20 protein-coding genes and 2 pseudogenes are annotated in these 18,639 nt (G+C 22.8%); 14 read left to right on the top strand and 8 right to left on the bottom strand.

Annotated features, from left to right (window positions below; translation table 4 throughout):
- Positions 1–7: 7 nt before the first annotated feature.
- Positions 8–825: pseudogene (locus AAHM96_RS05430) on the bottom strand (IS5 family transposase).
- 308 nt (positions 826–1,133) lie between these two features.
- Here AAHM96_RS05430 and AAHM96_RS05425 point away from each other — a divergent pair.
- Complete coding sequence (locus AAHM96_RS05425; protein WP_342272888.1) at positions 1,134–2,420, top strand: hypothetical protein; 1,287 nt, start codon at positions 1,134–1,136, stop codon at positions 2,418–2,420.
- A gap of 251 nt (positions 2,421–2,671) precedes the next feature.
- Here AAHM96_RS05425 and AAHM96_RS05420 read toward each other — a convergent pair.
- A protein-coding gene (locus AAHM96_RS05420; RefSeq protein ID WP_342272887.1) for an IS5 family transposase occupies positions 2,672–3,462 on the bottom strand; the annotation gives its coding sequence in 2 pieces (ribosomal slippage) (positions 2,672–3,199 and positions 3,202–3,462; 789 coding nt in all).
- A 38-nt stretch (positions 3,463–3,500) separates the two neighbouring features.
- Positions 3,501–3,653, bottom strand: a complete 153-nt coding sequence (locus AAHM96_RS05415) for a hypothetical protein (RefSeq protein ID WP_342272886.1) — start codon at positions 3,651–3,653, stop codon at positions 3,501–3,503.
- A gap of 118 nt (positions 3,654–3,771) precedes the next feature.
- Here AAHM96_RS05415 and AAHM96_RS05410 point away from each other — a divergent pair, with 118 nt between their 5' ends.
- Together AAHM96_RS05410 and AAHM96_RS05405 are read left to right on the top strand one after the other, a co-directional pair.
- Positions 3,772–4,749, top strand: coding sequence for an IS3 family transposase (locus AAHM96_RS05410; RefSeq protein WP_342272885.1), 978 nt, complete (start codon positions 3,772–3,774; stop codon positions 4,747–4,749).
- Positions 4,750–5,264: 515 nt separating this feature from the next.
- Complete coding sequence (locus AAHM96_RS05405) at positions 5,265–5,732, top strand: DDE-type integrase/transposase/recombinase (RefSeq protein ID WP_342272884.1); 468 nt, start codon at positions 5,265–5,267, stop codon at positions 5,730–5,732.
- Positions 5,733–5,759: 27 nt separating this feature from the next.
- Here AAHM96_RS05405 and AAHM96_RS05400 read toward each other — a convergent pair whose 3' ends face one another.
- Positions 5,760–5,996, bottom strand: a complete 237-nt coding sequence (locus AAHM96_RS05400; protein ID WP_342272883.1) for a hypothetical protein — start codon at positions 5,994–5,996, stop codon at positions 5,760–5,762.
- Between the two features lie 126 nt (positions 5,997–6,122).
- On the opposite strand from AAHM96_RS05400, the gene AAHM96_RS05395 reads away from it, so the two are divergent.
- Positions 6,123–6,632 carry a hypothetical protein gene (locus AAHM96_RS05395; RefSeq protein ID WP_342272882.1) on the top strand — a complete coding sequence of 170 codons (510 nt, stop codon included), beginning with the start codon at positions 6,123–6,125 and terminating at the stop codon, positions 6,630–6,632.
- Positions 6,633–6,663: 31 nt separating this feature from the next.
- Here AAHM96_RS05395 and AAHM96_RS05390 read toward each other — a convergent pair whose 3' ends face one another.
- Positions 6,664–6,951: a hypothetical protein gene (locus tag AAHM96_RS05390; protein WP_342272881.1), complete on the bottom strand. Its 288-nt coding sequence runs from the start codon at positions 6,949–6,951 to the stop codon at positions 6,664–6,666.
- A 77-nt stretch (positions 6,952–7,028) separates the two neighbouring features.
- Here AAHM96_RS05390 and AAHM96_RS05385 point away from each other — a divergent pair, with 77 nt between their 5' ends.
- From AAHM96_RS05385 to AAHM96_RS05365, 5 genes are all read left to right on the top strand, one after another.
- Positions 7,029–8,183 carry a YitT family protein gene (locus AAHM96_RS05385; RefSeq protein ID WP_342272880.1) on the top strand — a complete coding sequence of 385 codons (1,155 nt, stop codon included), beginning with the start codon at positions 7,029–7,031 and terminating at the stop codon, positions 8,181–8,183.
- A gap of 151 nt (positions 8,184–8,334) precedes the next feature.
- Positions 8,335–9,360: a DUF3137 domain-containing protein gene (locus AAHM96_RS05380; RefSeq protein ID WP_342272879.1), complete on the top strand. Its 1,026-nt coding sequence runs from the start codon at positions 8,335–8,337 to the stop codon at positions 9,358–9,360.
- Between the two features lie 132 nt (positions 9,361–9,492).
- On the top strand, positions 9,493–10,491 hold the full coding sequence (locus AAHM96_RS05375) for a hypothetical protein (protein ID WP_342272878.1): 999 nt from the start codon (positions 9,493–9,495) through the stop codon (positions 10,489–10,491).
- 29 nt (positions 10,492–10,520) lie between these two features.
- Positions 10,521–11,251, top strand: a protein-coding gene (locus tag AAHM96_RS05370; RefSeq protein ID WP_425288785.1) for an IS5 family transposase whose coding sequence is annotated in 2 segments (ribosomal slippage) — positions 10,521–10,721 and positions 10,724–11,251 — 729 coding nt in all. Because the reading frame shifts where the segments join, the coding sequence is not laid out codon by codon here.
- A 22-nt stretch (positions 11,252–11,273) separates the two neighbouring features.
- Positions 11,274–12,152, top strand: coding sequence for a hypothetical protein (locus AAHM96_RS05365; RefSeq protein WP_342272877.1), 879 nt, complete (start codon positions 11,274–11,276; stop codon positions 12,150–12,152).
- 145 nt (positions 12,153–12,297) lie between these two features.
- On the opposite strand, the gene AAHM96_RS05360 is transcribed toward AAHM96_RS05365, so the two are convergent.
- From AAHM96_RS05360 to AAHM96_RS05350, 3 genes are all read right to left on the bottom strand, one after another.
- Positions 12,298–13,275, bottom strand: a complete 978-nt coding sequence (locus AAHM96_RS05360; protein WP_342272797.1) for an IS3 family transposase — start codon at positions 13,273–13,275, stop codon at positions 12,298–12,300.
- Positions 13,276–14,152: 877 nt separating this feature from the next.
- Complete coding sequence (locus tag AAHM96_RS05355; protein ID WP_342273729.1) at positions 14,153–14,575, bottom strand: transposase family protein; 423 nt, start codon at positions 14,573–14,575, stop codon at positions 14,153–14,155.
- A gap of 2 nt (positions 14,576–14,577) precedes the next feature.
- Positions 14,578–14,928, bottom strand: a complete 351-nt coding sequence (locus tag AAHM96_RS05350) for a transposase family protein (protein WP_342272876.1) — start codon at positions 14,926–14,928, stop codon at positions 14,578–14,580.
- Between the two features lie 335 nt (positions 14,929–15,263).
- Here AAHM96_RS05350 and AAHM96_RS05345 point away from each other — a divergent pair.
- The 5 genes and pseudogenes from AAHM96_RS05345 to AAHM96_RS05325 all read left to right on the top strand — a co-directional run bounded on the left by AAHM96_RS05345 (position 15,264) and on the right by AAHM96_RS05325 (position 18,621).
- Positions 15,264–16,053, top strand: a protein-coding gene (locus AAHM96_RS05345) for an IS5 family transposase (protein ID WP_342272875.1) whose coding sequence is annotated in 2 segments (ribosomal slippage) — positions 15,264–15,524 and positions 15,526–16,053 — 789 coding nt in all. Because the reading frame shifts where the segments join, the coding sequence is not laid out codon by codon here.
- Between the two features lie 196 nt (positions 16,054–16,249).
- Positions 16,250–16,929, top strand: a pseudogene (locus AAHM96_RS05340) (IS5 family transposase).
- A complete protein-coding gene (locus tag AAHM96_RS05335; protein WP_342272874.1) occupies positions 16,889–17,425 on the top strand; it encodes a hypothetical protein in 537 nt (178 codons plus the stop codon). The pseudogene AAHM96_RS05340 and the gene AAHM96_RS05335 overlap by 41 nt, the downstream one beginning before the upstream one ends.
- A complete protein-coding gene (locus AAHM96_RS05330) occupies positions 17,397–17,543 on the top strand; it encodes a hypothetical protein (protein ID WP_342272873.1) in 147 nt (48 codons plus the stop codon). Before AAHM96_RS05335 ends, AAHM96_RS05330 begins: the two co-directional genes overlap by 29 nt.
- Before the next feature lie 100 nt (positions 17,544–17,643).
- The gene (locus AAHM96_RS05325) at positions 17,644–18,621 is read left to right on the top strand and encodes an IS3 family transposase (RefSeq protein WP_342272872.1); all 978 of its coding nucleotides are present in this window, start codon (positions 17,644–17,646) and stop codon (positions 18,619–18,621) included.
- Positions 18,622–18,639 lie beyond the last annotated feature (18 nt).

Raw genomic sequence — 18,639 nt, 5'->3', positions numbered from 1 at the left:
TGCAAAACTAAGGTAATTCAAAATTATATATTCCTGCTATTAAATTAAATCTTAATGCAAATCTTCGTATTTTATTGCGATATTTTAAAGTTAAAATTTTAAAACGTTTTAGTTTAGCAAATACGTGTTCAATTTTAATTCTAATTTTGCTTAAAGTTTTATTGTATTCTTTTTGAATTGGTATTAATTTATTGTATTTACTTTTTTTAAATGGCAAAAATGTATTTTTATGAATATTTTGTATTCCTTGATAACCTGAATCAACAAAAACTTGTTTTTCTGGATGAATAAAAGTTTTAGATTTTAAAAGTAATTTAAAATCATGAATGCTTCCAAAACAAAAAGCGGTTGAAATAATTTTTCCATTTAAAATATCAATAATTATTTGCGATTTAAGAGTATGATGTTTGTTTTTACCCGAAAAAAGTAATTTTAGTTTTTTTTAATTCTTTCAATTGGAGTTTCAGTAGCATCAATAGCTAGTAAAGTATTATTGATTCCTTTATTTTTGATTAAATCTTTTTTGACAGATAAATTAAAAATTCCACTTTTTATTAAAGTATTTTCAATTCAAAAAATATTACGAATGCAGCTAGTATGACTAATATTATATCTTTTTGCAATAACTCTATAACTACTATACTCTTTTCAGTATTCTAATGTCATTAATAAACGATTTTCTATTGATAATTTATTAGGTTTACCACCAACTGCTTTTTTAATTGCTTCAGCTTTTTTTAAAATTTCAACCATTTTTTGAAATGTTTGTAGTTTTATTCCCACTAAACTATAAAATTCTTGTTCATCTTTGTATTTTTTTAACATAATAATTATCACCTTTGATATTAATAATAACCGTTAAATTATTAAAATTAAAGGTTTTGCACCAAGTCTATTGAGTTATAAATAAATATTATAACTTAAAAAAGGACTTATTTAATATGCAAATTATTAATATTGAAACATATTGTAAAGTACGTTTAATACACATTATTTATTTAAATTTTTTAGTTTTTGCTAATTTCAAATAAAATGTTTATAATTAAATCAACACTTTTTAATGACTAAAGTGTTATAAAATATATATTTATTAATTTTTTAAATAATTATTTAAAAAATAGAGGTATAAAATTATGAATAAATATTTAATTTTTTTAAGTGTGATACCACCTTTAACTTTTTTAGGAAACAATATTAATAATATAAATATTGAAAATACTGTACTAATAAATCAATTAGAAGAAAATAATGCTTCATTCAATAACCAATTTAACTATTTAAGCAATAGTGAGTGAATTACTAATCAATCAATAACAGATCATAAATTTTATAGTTATGATACATTATCTTTAGCAAAATACACTTTTCCTAAAGCAAGGAATACTTTTTTAGTAGATAACTATGGTAACCTAGTTTATAACCCTAATATAAATATTCCTGATAAAGATAAAGTAAATATTGAAAATACAAAACAAGAAATGAACAGCCACAAAAAAGTAACTATTATTAAAGATGATTATAATCCATATAGTAAAAGTGAATATTATGATTCATACTTTAATGGTTATAATAATTGAAAATATATTCAACAAGGTGATATTGAAAAACATATTGATATTTCTAATCAAGCAGGTGCTGATAAAGTTGAACATAGCAATAATCTAAATGAAACACTAGGTTTATATTATATTGCTAAAGCAACACATGATAATAAAATTAGTAAGACAATAGCTAATAACTTAGCAATGTATTTTATTAATCAAACTAGTTTAAAAGGGCAAATTAACAATCAATTAACTAGTAACATTATTAATTTAATTATTGATAATCAAAATGTTTATAATTTTTTGAATAAATCACCACTAACATTAACTACTAAAAACTATTCATTAAATTGAATTTTTGATAAAAGTAATAATCTAGTTGCTATTTATTATAATAATTGAAAAAACACTAATAATATTATTAATGATAAAATAAATTATTCTTTTTCAGATTCACATAATGGAACATCAATCGCTACTGATAATTCTAATATTTATAATATTCTTAAGTGAAGCAATTATGCGAGAGACTGAAATACCTTCAGTAATATGTATCCAACTTTTTGTTTTATTAATTCATATTTCAAAGTATCAACTTCAACAGGAATTGAAAGTAGTCCAACACTATCAACTAATACTGCAAAAATTGAACAATATAAAAACCCCGGTAATGCTAATGTTCTTTTTATTGCTTATATTAATACTAAAGATGGTGGAGGATGAGGAACAGAAATTGCTCTTAACTTAGATCTTTGACATGATAATGATAATATTTACTTTCAATGGTATTGTTTTTTAAATTCTTCATTTGGTCGTATGACATATGTTAACATTGCATTAAACAACATAAATTTTGATAACATAATGAACAATTAATAACTTTATTTACAATTTTTAATTAATAAACAAAATTAATAATAAGGACAAAGTTTATTTTGTCCTTATTATGATTATAAAGATATATTTTTTATTATTATAATAATTTAAGTAAATCTATTCGAAAAAATTTATCTAATTTTTCTCATCCAAGATCACGATTTTGTTCAAGAGTCATTATTCAACGACCAAAAGCTTCTGGAAATAAGTCAATATATGATGTTCTTCCATATCAACTTCTAAGAACCTGTTTAAAATCTTTTTAATAAAATTGAAATAAATGAAAGAATAACCATTTGTAAACTAGTATTTAATTTTCTTTCAGAATTTTTTGATAATCTTCTACATTTTTCTAATCATGCAAAACTTCGTTCTACAACTCATCTTTTTGGTAATAATACAAAAGTATGTAGTTCATTACGTTTTACAACTTCAACATTTGCGTTTATAATTTCTTTTATTTTAGAAGCAAATTTTTCACCACTATAACGATAATCTACTATTATTTTTTGAACTGCAGAAAGATTCTCTTTTTCATTTTGAATCATTATTATAGCGCTATTACGATCTGTTTTTTCTGCCGTAGTTATGTAAATTGCATGTGGTAAACCTTGAGAATCAACAGCAATATGACGTTTTATTCCTGAAATCTTTTTACCAGCATCATAACCTTTATTTTTAGTAGTATCTGTATTTTTAACACTTTGTGAATCAATTATGCAAAAACTAGTTTGTTCTTTTCTACCATTATTGACTTGAATTTTTATAACTGATTTTTTTTAAAAATTAGTTGCAATACACTAGTTTCTTTACCATTATTTTTACTTCAAACTTGAAAATAATAATATACAATTTGTCATTTTGGAAAATCTTTTGGTAACATTCTTCATTGACAACCACTTTTTAATACATATAAAACCGCACAAAACACTTCATATAAATCTAAACTTCTTGGTTTTGTTTTCTTTTTGCTATTTTCTAAAATTAATCTTATGTTTTCAAATTGCTCTTTACTAACATTACTTGGATAATTTTTAATCATATACACCTCTTACTTTTAAAGTATATAATGATTTTACTTTATTTTCTAAAAGATTTTAAACAGGTTCTAACAATACCATAACTTAAAAGTTTTTGATAAGATTTATTATTAATCTTAGTTCCTTTTGCTAATGATGAAATCATATATTTTCTTGCATCAAAATTATTATTTTGTTTATTGCCACTTGCCACTTGCCACTTGCCACTTAGCCCTTTTTACTAGACCATTAATTTAAAAAACCTGAATGTATTCTAAAAACAATTGTGTTATATAATTAACACTAATTTTAACCTGAAAGGATTTTTATTAATGGATAAAATTAAACAAATAGCATTAGTAATTAACAAATTAAATATCAAAGAAAAAATTAAAATTATTGATGATTGTAAAAATCAATATTCAATTAGAAACCTATGTCAATATCTTCAATTAAACAGATCAACATATTACTTTTTAAAAAATAAACAAAAACCTATTAAAAAAGAAGAAAATCATATTATTAAATGCAATCATAAATATCAAAAAATATGCCAACTTTTAATCGAATTTCATTCTACAAGAAAAGGCAGAATTTATGGATATTTAAGAATTTTTTCAGCTTTTAAAGAGTGATTAAAACAAGAAAAAAATATCATTTTAAATATAGAATTATCAATAAAACAAATGCGAAAAATTATGAAAGAACACAATATTCAAGGATTAAAACAAACTAAAAATAACTATCCTAAAAACAAAAAAAATCCAAATAAGTGAATACCTACAATGGATAAAGTAAACAAAGATTATAAAAGTACAACCTCTTCAAATCAAATTTGATCAATGGACACTAAACAAATAAATACTAAAGAAGGATGATTATATCTTTTTGTAATTATTGATTTTTATTCAAATAATGTTGTTAGTTATAATATTGCTTCTAATAAATCATATCAGGATTTAATTCTTCCTGCTCTTGAAAAAATCAACAAACAATTTTCTTGAAATCAAATAAAAAATGTTATTTTACATTCAGATAACGCCAACGAATTTTATTGTCAAGATATCACAAAATGAGCAGAGGATAAACAAATAATTTTAAGCAAAAAACAACCTTATGATATTGGTGGTAATGTATTATCTGAAAACTGATTTTCTCATTTATCTCAAGAATGACTACCTAAAGGATCAAATCAATATTTATCCATCAATGAAGCTATAAATGATGTAAATCAATATGTTATGTTTTATAATTATGAAAGAATACATTCTAAATTTCTAAAACCACCAATTTTACAAATTAAAATTTAGAATTTTATATCAAAAATGGTCCAGTAATTAAGGGCCAACCACCGTTATAATATTGCTCCTAATAAATCATATCAGGATTTAATTCTTCCTGCTCTTGAAAAAATCAACAAACAATTTTCTTGAAATCAAGTAAAAAATGTTATTTTACATTCAGATAACGCCAACGAATTTTATTGTCACGATATCACAAAATGAGCAGAGGATAAACAAATAATTTTAAGCAAAAAACAACCTTATGATATTGGTGGTAATGTATTATCTGAAAACTGATTTTCTCATTTATCTCAAGAATGACTACCTAAAGGATCAAATCAATATTTATCCATCAATGAAGCTATAAATGATGTAAATCAATATGTTATGTTTTATAATTATGAAAGAATACATTCTAAATTTCTAAAACCACCAATTTTACAAATTAAAATTTAGAATTTTATATCAAAAATGGTCCAGTAATTAAGGGCCAACCACCCAAAGATTATAAAAGTACAACCTCTTCAAATCAAATTTGATCAATGGACACTAAACAAATAAATACTAAAGAAGGATGATTATATCTTTTTGTAATTATTGATTTTTATTCAAATAATGTTGTTAGTTATAATATTGCTCCTAATAAATCATATCAGGATTTAATTCTTCCTGCTCTTGAAAAAATCAACAAACAATTTTCTTGAAATCAAGTAAAAAATGTTATTTTACATTCAGATAACGCCAACGAATTTTATTGTCACGATATCACAAAATGAGCAGAGGATAAACAAATAATTTTAAGCAAAAAACAACCTTATGATATTGGTGGTAATGTATTATCTGAAAACTGATTTTCTCATTTATCTCAAGAATGACTACCTAAAGGATCAAATCAATATTTATCCATCAATGAAGCTATAAATGATGTAAATCAATATGTTATGTTTTATAATTATGAAAGAATACATTCTAAATTTCTAAAACCACCAATTTTACAAATTAAAATTTAGAATTTTATATCAAAAATGGTCCAGTAATTAAGGGCCAACCACCGCTTGTGAATTTGTAAAAATACCAGCAATAGAATTAGTTGAATCATTTTCATTTCAATTATAAAAATTTCCACTTTCAAAAGCTAAGGTTAAACTTTGTTCGTTTAGGATAGTATTTTCTGATTTTATTTCTTTATGATGATAATTATTTATTTTCACTTGGCTTAAATTAGTAAAAGTGACTAGTGAAATAGTAACTAGTGTATATAAAATTTTAAACATATTATCAATTCCTTTAATATAAACTAATATTAATTATAAAGATTTTGAAGATAGTGTATAGCAAAATAATAAAAATAAGTTACAATTTATATATGATATTTTATAAATTAAGGAATGATTATAATTATGAAAAAAATTTTAACATTAATGGGTACTATTGCTTTTGGTAGTGGAATAGTAACGCCAGTTTTAGCTTGTTCTGATCAACAACAAGATAGTATTTTAAAAGCAATTACTAATGGTAATGGTAATTATAATGGTTGAGAAGCAACTTTGTCAAAAGTTGGTATTAAAAAACCAGTGGATGTTCCTATTGATGGTCAAAGACCTGAAAAAGAACAAGTTATTAAAAATGAAGCATTAGAAAACAGTCTTGCACAATCACTTGCCAAATTAATTTTAGATAAAGCAAATATTAAAGAACCAACTTGATTTGATAGTGAATTAGAAGTGGGTACTAAATGTTATTATTTTACGATTGATAATGGTAAAATAGATGAATTAACAAAATCAAGAACTTGAGATGTTGATGCTTCAACTGGTAGAATTAGTATTAATATTACTTATCAAGTTGGAGTAGTAAATAATGATAAAAGTTTTAAAGTTGAACAATACATAAAAAAAATTTTAATATAAAATGTTCTTATACACAAAGCGATTACATAGTTTATAGTTGTGTTAGTGATGTTACTAAATTATCAGAACAAATAGTACCAATTAGTGTTGATGAAAAAACTAAACCTGATATTGATAAAACATATGCTGATTTTTCTCAAAAAACTAAAACTTTAGTTCAAGAAGGAATAAGTTTAGCATTAAATAATAATCCTCATGTTAATTCTGTTAATATTAATATCAAAGGAATTGATGGTCAAAAAGTTACAAGTTCTGGTCCTAATAAATTAGAACTTAAAGTTAATTTTGTGATTAGTTTTCAAGATTCATTAATTGACATGTCTTTACCTTCGCCTTATGATGATAGTAATTATGTTCCAACAATACTTCAATTTAATAGTTAAAAAGGAGTTTAATATGTCCAATAATTCAGAAGCAAAAAATAAAGATAAAGAGCCAGCGTTAATTGTTGATGCCTTTACTTTTAAAAATATTGGTGTTAAGCAAGAGATCCATTCTTCATGAAAAAACTTTAATTGAAAAATAACTTCCAAAAATTTATTATTAATTTTTATTGGTGCTTTTTTAACAACTGTTTCCTTTTTTTATTTTATTAATCGTGCTGGTTTATATACTAATGGTTTATCAGCTTTTGCACAATTAATAGCTAAATTTATTGCCTTATCTTATAATGGCAGTATTACTGAACAAGAAACAACCCAAGCATTTTGATTTTATCCAGTATATTTTCTTATTAATGGTCCTATCATTATTTGAGGATTATTCAAGGTTGGATTTCGTTTTACTCTTTATACTATTATTTATTTGTTATTTCAAAACGGAATTAACTTTTTGTTAACATCAATTGATGTTCTTAAAAATTTTCAAGTTTTAGGTAATGAGCCATTAAAAGGTACTACAGATTATTGGCACTTAGTTTTACCACGTACTTTTATTTTTGCTGCTTTAGGTGGATTAATTTATGGTGCTGGTATTGGTATTTTATTTAAAACTGGTGGATCTAGTGGTGGTATGGATTTTATTAGTACTTATATTTCTATGAAACGTAAATATTCAATTGCTACTATTATTAGAAATACTAATATTATTATTGTTGTTATTGTTTTAATTCTTGATGGAACTTTTTTACAGAAAACTAGTCTTGTTGATAATTTTTTAGTTAGACCTTATTTTATGTCAACGCTTGTTTATATTTATGTAGCAGCTTTTGTTATGAATAGAGTTTATCCAAAATATATGTTGATGAGTGTCTTTATTATTTCTAATGAATTAGAGCAAATCCGTAATGATATTTATCGAAATAATTATTTACGTGGTGGTAATGTTTGAAATGTGAAAGGTTTGTATTCAGGTAATGAATATAAAATGATGATGACAACAATGTCATTATTAGAATATAATTTTTTTAAAACAAAAATAGTTCGAATCGATCCTAAAGTTTTTATGGTAGCAGTTCTTGCAAAATATATGCATGGTGGTAATGCAGGTAAACCTCCACAAAATGCACCTGTTAATATTACTGAAATTAATGATTTTTTAGAAAAAAACTAATAATATATATGTTATAATGTAATTAGTTTTATAATAATAGGTTTTTAGACTTCTAAATAGATTATTACATCTATAGTTAGTCTTTTTCTATTTTTTATAAAACAAAATTAGTTATAAACTATATTAAGAATTAAAAAAGAATGGAATAATTATGAAACATAATTTATCACCAAAGGTTGTAAATGAGATTCTTAATAATATTCATACTGACTATAATAATAGTAGTAATCATTGATGAATTAAATTAATAAATAATCGTTTATGAATTATTACTACCATTATTGCTCTAATTGCTATTGGTGCTAGTATTGGTATTAACAAATCATCATTTATTAAAAAACCATTTACCATTATTAGTATTATTGGATTTATTGTTGGATGTTTTTTATTAGTACAGAGTTTTGTATTAAAAACTAAAATTCATGAAAAATTAATAGAAGAATTACCAATTATTAACTATTATCAATGAGTTATTAAAGATAATAATTCACAAATGAATTTAACAACTATTAGTAATTATTGAACAATTGAACCACAAGGTAATTTACCTTTAGATGAACAACCTAATTATTATTATAATTATTGCGAACAAGTAATGATAGGAAGTATTAATGGTCAAAATTTTAACTATGGAAGTATCATTAACCAAAAAGTTATGTATGAAACAAGTTCTGGATATAATAGTGCTGCTCAAGTTATTGAAACAGAAAAAATTACTTGTTATTATACACGTTTTGTTTATTACACAACTATTATTAGGAATAATAATTTTACAATGACATTAACACCACGTAATATATTTTCAAAAAAATTTCGTAGTAAAAAGAAAGTTCAATTAGAATCACATTTATTTGAAGATTTATTTGAAGTAAAATGTGATAATCAAATTAAATTAAGATTAATTTTAGAACCAAAAGTAATGAATTTACTTAATGAATTTGCTTATAGTTTAGGAAATAAGGATTTACCAGTTATTCACATAGAAAATGAACAATTAACATTAAGTTGAAAATATGAATTAGGAAAAAATCCATATAATGATGGAAAAGGAAAATTGATGGTTTTACCCACTACTACTAATCTTGAAAAGTTTATTAATAAATTATTAGCAATGATTAGTAAAGATATTTTAAATTTAACGCAAGCACAAATGTGAGTTAATAGCTTACAATTATAATAATAATTTATATAAATTACTTTACAATAATTTAAAAATAAGGTAGATAAAATTATGAATAACTATCAATTATTAAAATCAAGTTGAAAATGATTTAACAATAAATATTTGATGCAGACGATCTTATGAATATTGTTAACAATTTGTTTGATTATTTGTGCAATTTTATGAGAAGTTAAAAGTAGTATTTTTAATAAAATTTTAACATTTGATTTTTTTAATAATGCTAGTATTACTGATGAAACTATTATTACTTTAAAAACTTATTTATATATTGCTATTTTTAGTAGTTGTATTGCAAGTAATACTTTAATATTTATTCAAATCAGATGTTGAATGAAAAAATATATTGAAAATAAATATAAGGTAATTTCAAATTTTGAAAATAATTTCTTTATTTTTAAAGCTTTATTAGTATTAAATGTTGCTAGAAACATTACTTATATTTTTTGTTTTACTAATGTTTTTACCACATTATTTGTTTTAACTTATTGATTTTGTTATTTTATTATTTATATTATTTTAGAAAAAATATTAGAAGAAAAAAATCAGATTCTTGGTAATCCTTGATGAAAAGATATAGAAAAACGATCATTATTTATTATTTTAGGTTTTGAAGTTTTATATTTAATTGTAAAAAATTCAATTTTGAATTTTACTAAGGGTGCTATTAACATTGATCAAGTTTTAAAGTACTTTATTCCCGCTAGTTCTTTAGCATTAATATTAGCAGTCTTTATTCAAAGTTTAGTTAAAAACGATGTTAAAACTATTTTAAAAAATATTAAAGATGTTAAAACCAAAGTTGATGATTTTAAAATATTTTATAATTGAGATTATAAAAATATCATTAGTGATTTTCTATTTGTTAAAGAAGCACCAATAATTATTCGAAATGAATTAAAACAAAAAGTATTAACTAATGAAGAAAAAAATAAAATATTTGAACTTTTACATGAAATTTATCAATTTCTAATATTTGTTGAAAAACAAAATATTAAAGTTAGTGAGTTGAAATATATTTATTATCATTTATTTTATGAAATAACAGATCACGCTGAAATTTCACAAATTAAAAATAGAATTATTAATACAAAAAAGAAAAATTTGAAGATAATACTAAAAAAGTAGTGATTATCTAAGAACCTGTTTAAAATCTTTTAGAAAATACTAAAAAGAGAACTAAACCAAGAAGTTTAGATTTATATGAAGTATTTTGTGCAGTTTTATATGTATTAAAAAGTGGTTGCCAGTGAAGAATGTTACCAAAAAATTTTCCAAAATGACAAATTGTATATTATTATTTTCAAGCTTGAAGTAAAAATAATGATAAAGAACCTAGTGTATTACAATTAGTTTTAAAAAAAAATTAGTCAAGGCATTTCGTATCAATAATGGTAGAAAAGAACAAACTAGTTTTTGTATAATTGATTCACAAAGTGTTAAAAATACAGATACTACTAAAAATAAAGGTTATGATGCTGGTAAAAAGATTTCAGGAATAAAGCGTCATATTGCTGTTGATTCTCAAGGTTTACCACATGCAATTTACATAACCACAGCAGAAAAAACAGATCGTAATAGTGCTATAATAATGATTGAAAATGAAAAAGAGAATCTTTCTGCAGTTCAAAAAATACTAGTAGATGCTGGTTATACTGGTGAAAAATTTGCTTCTAAAATTAAAACAATTATAAATGCAAATGTTGAAGTTATAAAACGTAATGAATTACATTCTTTTGTAGTATTACCAAAAAGATGAGTTGTAGAACGAAGTTTTGCATGATTAGAAAAATGCAGAAGATTATGAAAAAATTGTGAAAAAAAATTAAATACTAGCTTACAAATGGTTGTTCTTGCCTTTATTTCAATTTTATTGAAAAGATTTTAAACAGGTTCTAAGGAAGTTTATTATGAAAAAAATATTAAAAATTATAAGTGTTTTTGCATTTACTAGTATTAATATTAGCGCATGTGATGTTTTTCACAATTCATCAGTTGATTATCAGCAATTATTAGAAGATGCTGCAAATTTAATTGCTAATAATACTTATCCCAATTTTACTAATTTTTTAAAACCCGAAAATAAAACTCATGTTTCTGATTTTAAAAAATTAATTGAAGACAATATTTGGAACTTGTTTAATACTGCTCCAGAAGATTTTAGTAATATTACTTATGAAATTACTAATGGTCAAGATGAAATAAAAAAAATTAATAGTACTAACATTAAAATTCATTTAACTATTTATAATAATTCTGCAGTAAAAGATTGTAGTTTTAATGCTAATTTTAGTCCATTACAAGATTATATAAATGAAAAATTAGAACCATTAGTTAATGGAACACAATATTTATCAATTAATAAAAAGGATAGTGGTCGATTTTATAATGATTTAGTTACTGCTGGTGCTACTTTTAAAAGAGAAGAAAAAAATCAAAAAGAACAATATTTAAGAAATAATTCAGATGCAGCTGAAAATTTTTGAAAATCATTTCAAGAGTGAATTCCTTCTGAAGAAGTGAAAAACCCTTTACTTGGTAATATTTTAGTTCCATTGTTAAATTTTATTCCAAAAAAACCCGTTACTTGGTTAACTTTTGATAATTTTAAACCATATTTGTTAAATGCTGGTGGATATAATAATGTTATTGCTATTACTGGTAATAAAAAATTTGGTGATAAATATTATGATTATATAAAAATTGGATTAGAGGGTAAAAATTCAAAGGATATTGCTTTTGGTAATAAATATGAAGGTTTAACTTTTATTTTTACTACTAATAGTTAATTAATAAATTTTTAGTTCCTTTTTGAAAACATAAAAATTACTTTTATAACTATTTTTGTTTTAAAAAAATTAAGGGCGCATTAATTTAATAGATAGATTTAGGGTGGTTGGCCCTTAATTACTGGACCATTTTTGATATAAAATTCTAAATTTTAATTTGTAAAATTGGTGGTTTTAGAAATTTAGAATGTATTCTTTCATAATTATAAAACATAACATATTGATTTACATCATTTATAGCTTCATTGATGGATAAATATTGATTTGATCCTTTAGGTAGTCATTCTTGAGATAAATGAGAAAATCAGTTTTCAGATAATACATTACCACCAATATCATAAGGTTGTTTTTTGCTTAAAATTATTTGTTTATCCTCTGCTCATTTTGTGATATCTTGACAATAAAATTCGTTGGCGTTATCTGAATGTAAAATAACATTTTTTATTTGATTTCAAGAAAATTGTTTGTTGATTTTTTCAAGAGCAGGAAGAATTAAATCCTGATATGATTTATTAGGAGCAATATTATAACTAACAACATTATTTGAATAAAAATCAATAATTACAAAAAGATATAATCATCCTTCTTTAGTATTTATTTGTTTAGTGTCCATTGATCAAATTTGATTTGAAGAGGTTGTACTTTTATAATCTTTGTTTACTTTATCCATTGTAGGTATTCACTTATTTGGATTTTTTTTGTTTTTAGGATAGTTATTTTTAGTTTGTTTTAATCCTTGAATATTGTGTTCTTTCATAATTTTTCGCATTTGTTTTATTGATAATTCTATATTTAAAATGATATTTTTTTCTTGTTTTAATCACTCTTTAAAAGCTGAAAAAATTCTTAAATATCCATAAATTCTGCCTTTTCTTGTAGAATGAAATTCGATTAAAAGTTGGCATATTTTTTGATATTTATGATTGCATTTAATAATATGATTTTCTTCTTTTTTAATAGGTTTTTGTTTATTTTTTAAAAAGTAATATGTTGATCTGTTTAATTGAAGATATTGACATAGGTTTCTAATTGAATATTGATTTTTACAATCATCAATAATTTTAATTTTTTCTTTGATATTTAATTTGTTAATTACTAATGCTATTTGTTTAATTTTATCCATTAATAAAAATCCTTTCAGGTTAAAATTAGTGTTAATTATATAACACAATTGTTTTTAGAATACATTCAGGTTTTTTAAATTAATGGTCTAGTAAAAAGGGCTAAGTGGCAAGTGGCAAGTGGCAATCATAGAATTTTCAAGTTATATTGTAAATGTTATTGAATTCTATGAGTTAAACTTATACGTCCTTGTCAAATTTACGAAATAATTAATTATTATATTAGTAACTTATTTCCAAAAATGAATTATTTGAAAAATAATGAAAATTAGACAAAATTACTCTCTTTAACCCTTAAATTTAAATTTATATTCGACGTATTTTAAAAAATATACATTTAAAAAAAATTATTCTCAAACTTATTAAGGAAAAAGACAAGAAATAATATTGTCTTTTTTTTGTAATTGTAAAATTTTAAAATTTTTAATAACCGTCTTTAACGCTATTATCAACACGTGTTAGGGAACTAAAAAAGTGAACTACAACACAGTTGTTAAAAATAGTAGCCAGAGCATGTGGACTTGCATGGATAAATAATAAGTGGAGTGATACCTAATAAAATATACTAACCATTAATGGTAATTCTTGGGGTGGGAGCGAATTGGAAACTAGTATATATAGACCTGTTGTAGGGACCTATTGTATTAATTCTATTCTTTATTTAACCAACCTTGCCACTCCCCAGTGAGCAAGTGTTGGTTTTATTTTTTATTTTTTTTTGAAAAATTTTTTTGGGCGAGAAAATAAATTTCAAACTTGTAAAAAAAATTGAGCGGGGCCGGTTCAATTAAAATATTAATTTGTTTAACACAAATTAAATAAATATTGAATCGAATGCCTCAATGTTTTTTAAAATTTCACAATAGACTTGGTGCAAAACTAAGGTAATTCAAAATTATATATTTCTGCTATTAAATTAAATCTTAATGCAAATCTTCGTATTTTATTGCGATATTTTAAAGTTAAAATTTTAAAACGTTTTAGTTTAGCAAATACGTGTTTAATTTTAATTCTAATTTTGCTTAAAGTTTTATTGTATTCTTTTTGAATTGGTATTAATTTATTGTATTTACTTTTTTTAAATGGCAAAAATGTATTTTTATGAATATTTTGTATTCCTTGATAACCTGAATCAACAAAAACTTGTTTTTCTGGATGAATAAAAGTTTTAGATTTTAAAAGTAATTTAAAATCATGAATGCTTCCAAAACAAAAAGCGGTTGAAATAATTTTTCCATTTAAAATATCAATAATTATTTGCGATTTAAGAGTATGATGTTTGTTTTTACCCGAAAAAAGTAATTTTAGTTTTTTTTAATTCTTTCAATTGGAGTTTCAGTAGCATCAATAGCTAGTAAAGTATTATTGATTCCTTTATTTTTGATTAAATCTTTTTTGCCAGATAAATTAAAAATTCCACTTTTTATTAAAGTATTTTCAATTCAAAAAATATTACGAATGCAGCTAGTATGACTAATATTATATCTTTTTGCAATAACTCTATAACTACTATACTCTTTTCAGTATTCTAATGTCATTAATAAACGATTTTCTATTGATAATTTATTAGGTTTACCACCAACTGCTTTTTTAATTGCTTCAGCTTTTTTTAAAATTTCAACCATTTTTTGAAATGTTTGTAGTTTTATTCCCACTAAACTATAAAATTCTTGTTCATCTTTGTATTTTTTAACATAATAATTATCACCTTTGATATTAATAATAACCGTTAAATTATTAAAATTAAAGGTTTTGCACCAAGTCTAATTTATTTTTGAGCCCAGAATTGCTGGAATTAATAAAACGAATAGTAGTATTATTAATAATCTAAAAATCAAAATATATGTTCTTTATGCTAGAAGCAACAGAACATATTAGGAAAGGATTATTATGCAAATAGAATTTAAAAAAGAACAAATTGTTAGAACCTGTTTAAAATCTTTTAGAGAATAGGATAAAATGATTATATATTTTAAAATAAGAGGTATATATGTGTAAAAATTATCCTAGTAATGTTAGCAAAGAGCAATTTGAAAATATAAAATCAATTTTAGAAAATACTAAAAAGAGAACTAAACCAAGAAGTTTAGATTTATATGAAGTATTTTGTGCAGTTTTATATGTATTAAAAAGTGGTTGCCAGTGAAGAATGTTACCAAAAAATTTTCCAAAATGACAAATTGTATATTATTATTTTCAAGCTTGAAGTAAAAATAATGATAAAGAACCTAGTGTATTACAATTAGTTTTAAAAAAAATTAGTCAAGGCATTTCGTATCAATAATGGTAGAAAAGAACAAACTAGTTTTTGTATAATTGATTCACAAAGTGTTAAAAATACAGATACTACTAAAAATAAAGGTTATGATGCTGGTAAAAAGATTTCAGGAATAAAGCGTCATATTGCTGTTGATTCTCAAGGTTTACCACATGCAATTTACATAACCACAGCAGAAAAAACAGATCGTAATAGTGCTATAATAATGATTGAAAATGAAAAAGAGAATCTTTCTGCAGTTCAAAAAATACTAGTAGATGCTGGTTATACTGGTGAAAAATTTGCTTCTAAAATTAAAACAATTACAAATGCAAATGTTGAAGTTATAAAACGTAATGAATTACATTCTTTTGTAGTATTACCAAAAAGATGAGTTGTAGAACGAAGTTTTGCATGATTAGAAAAATGCAGAAGATTATGAAAAAATTGTGAAAAAAAATTAAATACTAGCTTACAAATGGTTGTTCTTGCCTTTATTTCAATTTTATTGAAAAGATTTTAAACAGGTTCTAAGAACCTGTTTAAAATCTTTTAGAAAATAAAGTAAAATCATTATATACTTTAAAAGTAAGAGGTGTATATGATTAAAAATTATCCAAGTAATGTTAGTAAAGAGCAATTTGAAAACATAAGAACCTGTTTAAAATCTTTTAGAGAATAGGATAAAATGATTATATATTTTAAAATAAGAGGTATATATGTGTAAAAATTATCCTAGTAATGTTAGAAAAGAGCAATTTGAAAATATAAAATCAATTTTAGAAAATACTAAAAAGAGAACTAAACCAAGAAGTTTAGATTTATATGAAGTATTTTGTGCAGTTTTATATGTATTAAAAAGTGGTTGCCAGTGAAGAATGTTACCAAAAAAATTTTCCAAAATGACAAATTGTATATTATTATTTTCAAGCTTGAAGTAAAAATAATGATAAAGAACCTAGTGTATTACAATTAGTTTTAAAAAAAATTAGTCAAGGCATTTCGTATCAATAATGGTAGAAAAGAACAAACTAGTTTTTGTATAATTGATTCACAAAGTGTTAAAAATACAGATACTACTAAAAATAAAGGTTATGATGCTGGTAAAAAGATTTCAGGAATAAAGCGTCATATTGCTGTTGATTCTCAAGGTTTACCACATGCAATTTACATAACCACAGCAGAAAAAATTAAAACAATTATAAATGCAAATGTTGAAGTTATAAAACGTAATGAATTACATTCTTTTGTAGTATTACCAAAAAGATGAGTTGTAGAACGAAGTTTTGCATGATTAGAAAAATGCAGAAGATTATGAAAAAATTGTGAAAAAAAATTAAATACTAGCTTACAAATGGTTGTTCTTGCCTTTATTTCAATTTTATTGAAAAGATTTTAAACAGGTTCTTAAAGATAAACCACAATCTATTCTTATTGATTATGTTGAATATAAATTATCACTTCCAAAATGAATGATTAAAAATAATTCTTTTATTGTTGATAATAATTACACATATTGAGTTTTTAATTCTAAAAATATTAAAAGAGAATTAAATGGTGATGAATTAACAAAATTATTAGAACCATATATTTCTGAACAGAAAATAACTGTTAATAAACCAACTGCTCCAAAAGAATATTATCTTAATGATATAAAACTTGAACCATTAACATTTTATGAACAGCATAATAGTTGATTTATGGGTGAAATAACAGATAACAAAACAAAAATTACTAATCCTTGTTTTAAATATAACATTACGTGAGAAGAAAACAGAAAAGGTTTTAAAATAAATAATCAATATAAACATGATGATTTACCAATTAATTATATAGTTACTTCTTATAAGGAAATTTCAACTCATAATGAAAAAGTATTTTTGTTGAACATGTAAACAAAATAAATTAGATTATTTATTCTTTAATACTAATGATATAAAAACAAGAAAATATTTTTTAAGAGATAAAAATAGTAAAGCGATTTGTTATGGCCACTTGCCACTTGCCACTTAGCCCTTTTTACTAGACCATTAATTTAAAAAACCTGAATGTATTCTAAAAACAATTGTGTTATATAATTAACACTAATTTTAACCTGAAAGGATTTTTATTAATGGATAAAATTAAACAAATAGCATTAGTAATTAACAAATTAAATATCAAAGAAAAAATTAAAATTATTGATGATTGTAAAAATCAATATTCAATTAGAAACCTATGTCAATATCTTCAATTAAACAGATCAACATATTACTTTTTAAAAAATAAACAAAAACCTATTAAAAAAGAAGAAAATCATATTATTAAATGCAATCATAAATATCAAAAAATATGCCAACTTTTAATCGAATTTCATTCTACAAGAAAAGGCAGAATTTATGGATATTTAAGAATTTTTTCAGCTTTTAAAGAGTGATTAAAACAAGAAAAAAATATCATTTTAAATATAGAATTATCAATAAAACAAATGCGAAAAATTATGAAAGAACACAATATTCAAGGATTAAAACAAACTAAAAATAACTATCCTAAAAACAAAAAAAATCCAAATAAGTGAATACCTACAATGGATAAAGTAAACAAAGATTATAAAAGTACAACCTCTTCAAATCAAATTTGATCAATGGATACTAAACAAATAAATACTAAAAAAGGATGATTATATCTTTTTGTAATTATTGATTTTTATTCAAATAATGTTGTTAGTTATAATATTGCTCCTAATAAATCATATCAGGATTTAATTCTTCCTGCTCTTGAAAAAATCAACAAACAATTTTCTTGAAATCAAATAAAAAATGTTATTTTACATTCAGATAACGCCAACGAATTTTATTGTCAAGATATCACAAAATGAGCAGAGGATAAACAAATAATTTTAAGCAAAAAACAACCTTATGATATTGGTGGTAATGTATTATCTGAAAACTGATTTTCTCATTTATCTCAAGAATGACTACCTAAAGGATCAAATCAATATTTATCCATCAATGAAGCTATAAATGATGTAAATCAATATGTTATGTTTTATAATTATGAAAGAATACATTCTAAATTTCTAAAACCACCAATTTTACAAATTAAAATTTAGAATTTTATATCAAAAATG

The organism is Spiroplasma endosymbiont of Acasis viretata (assembly GCF_964031275.1).
Lineage (GTDB): Bacteria > Bacillota_I > Bacilli_A > Mycoplasmatales > VBWQ01 > Spiroplasma_E > Spiroplasma_E ixodetis_A.
The sequence above is the reverse complement of the archived record's forward strand: the minus strand, read 5'-3'. Positions and strand labels throughout refer to the sequence as shown.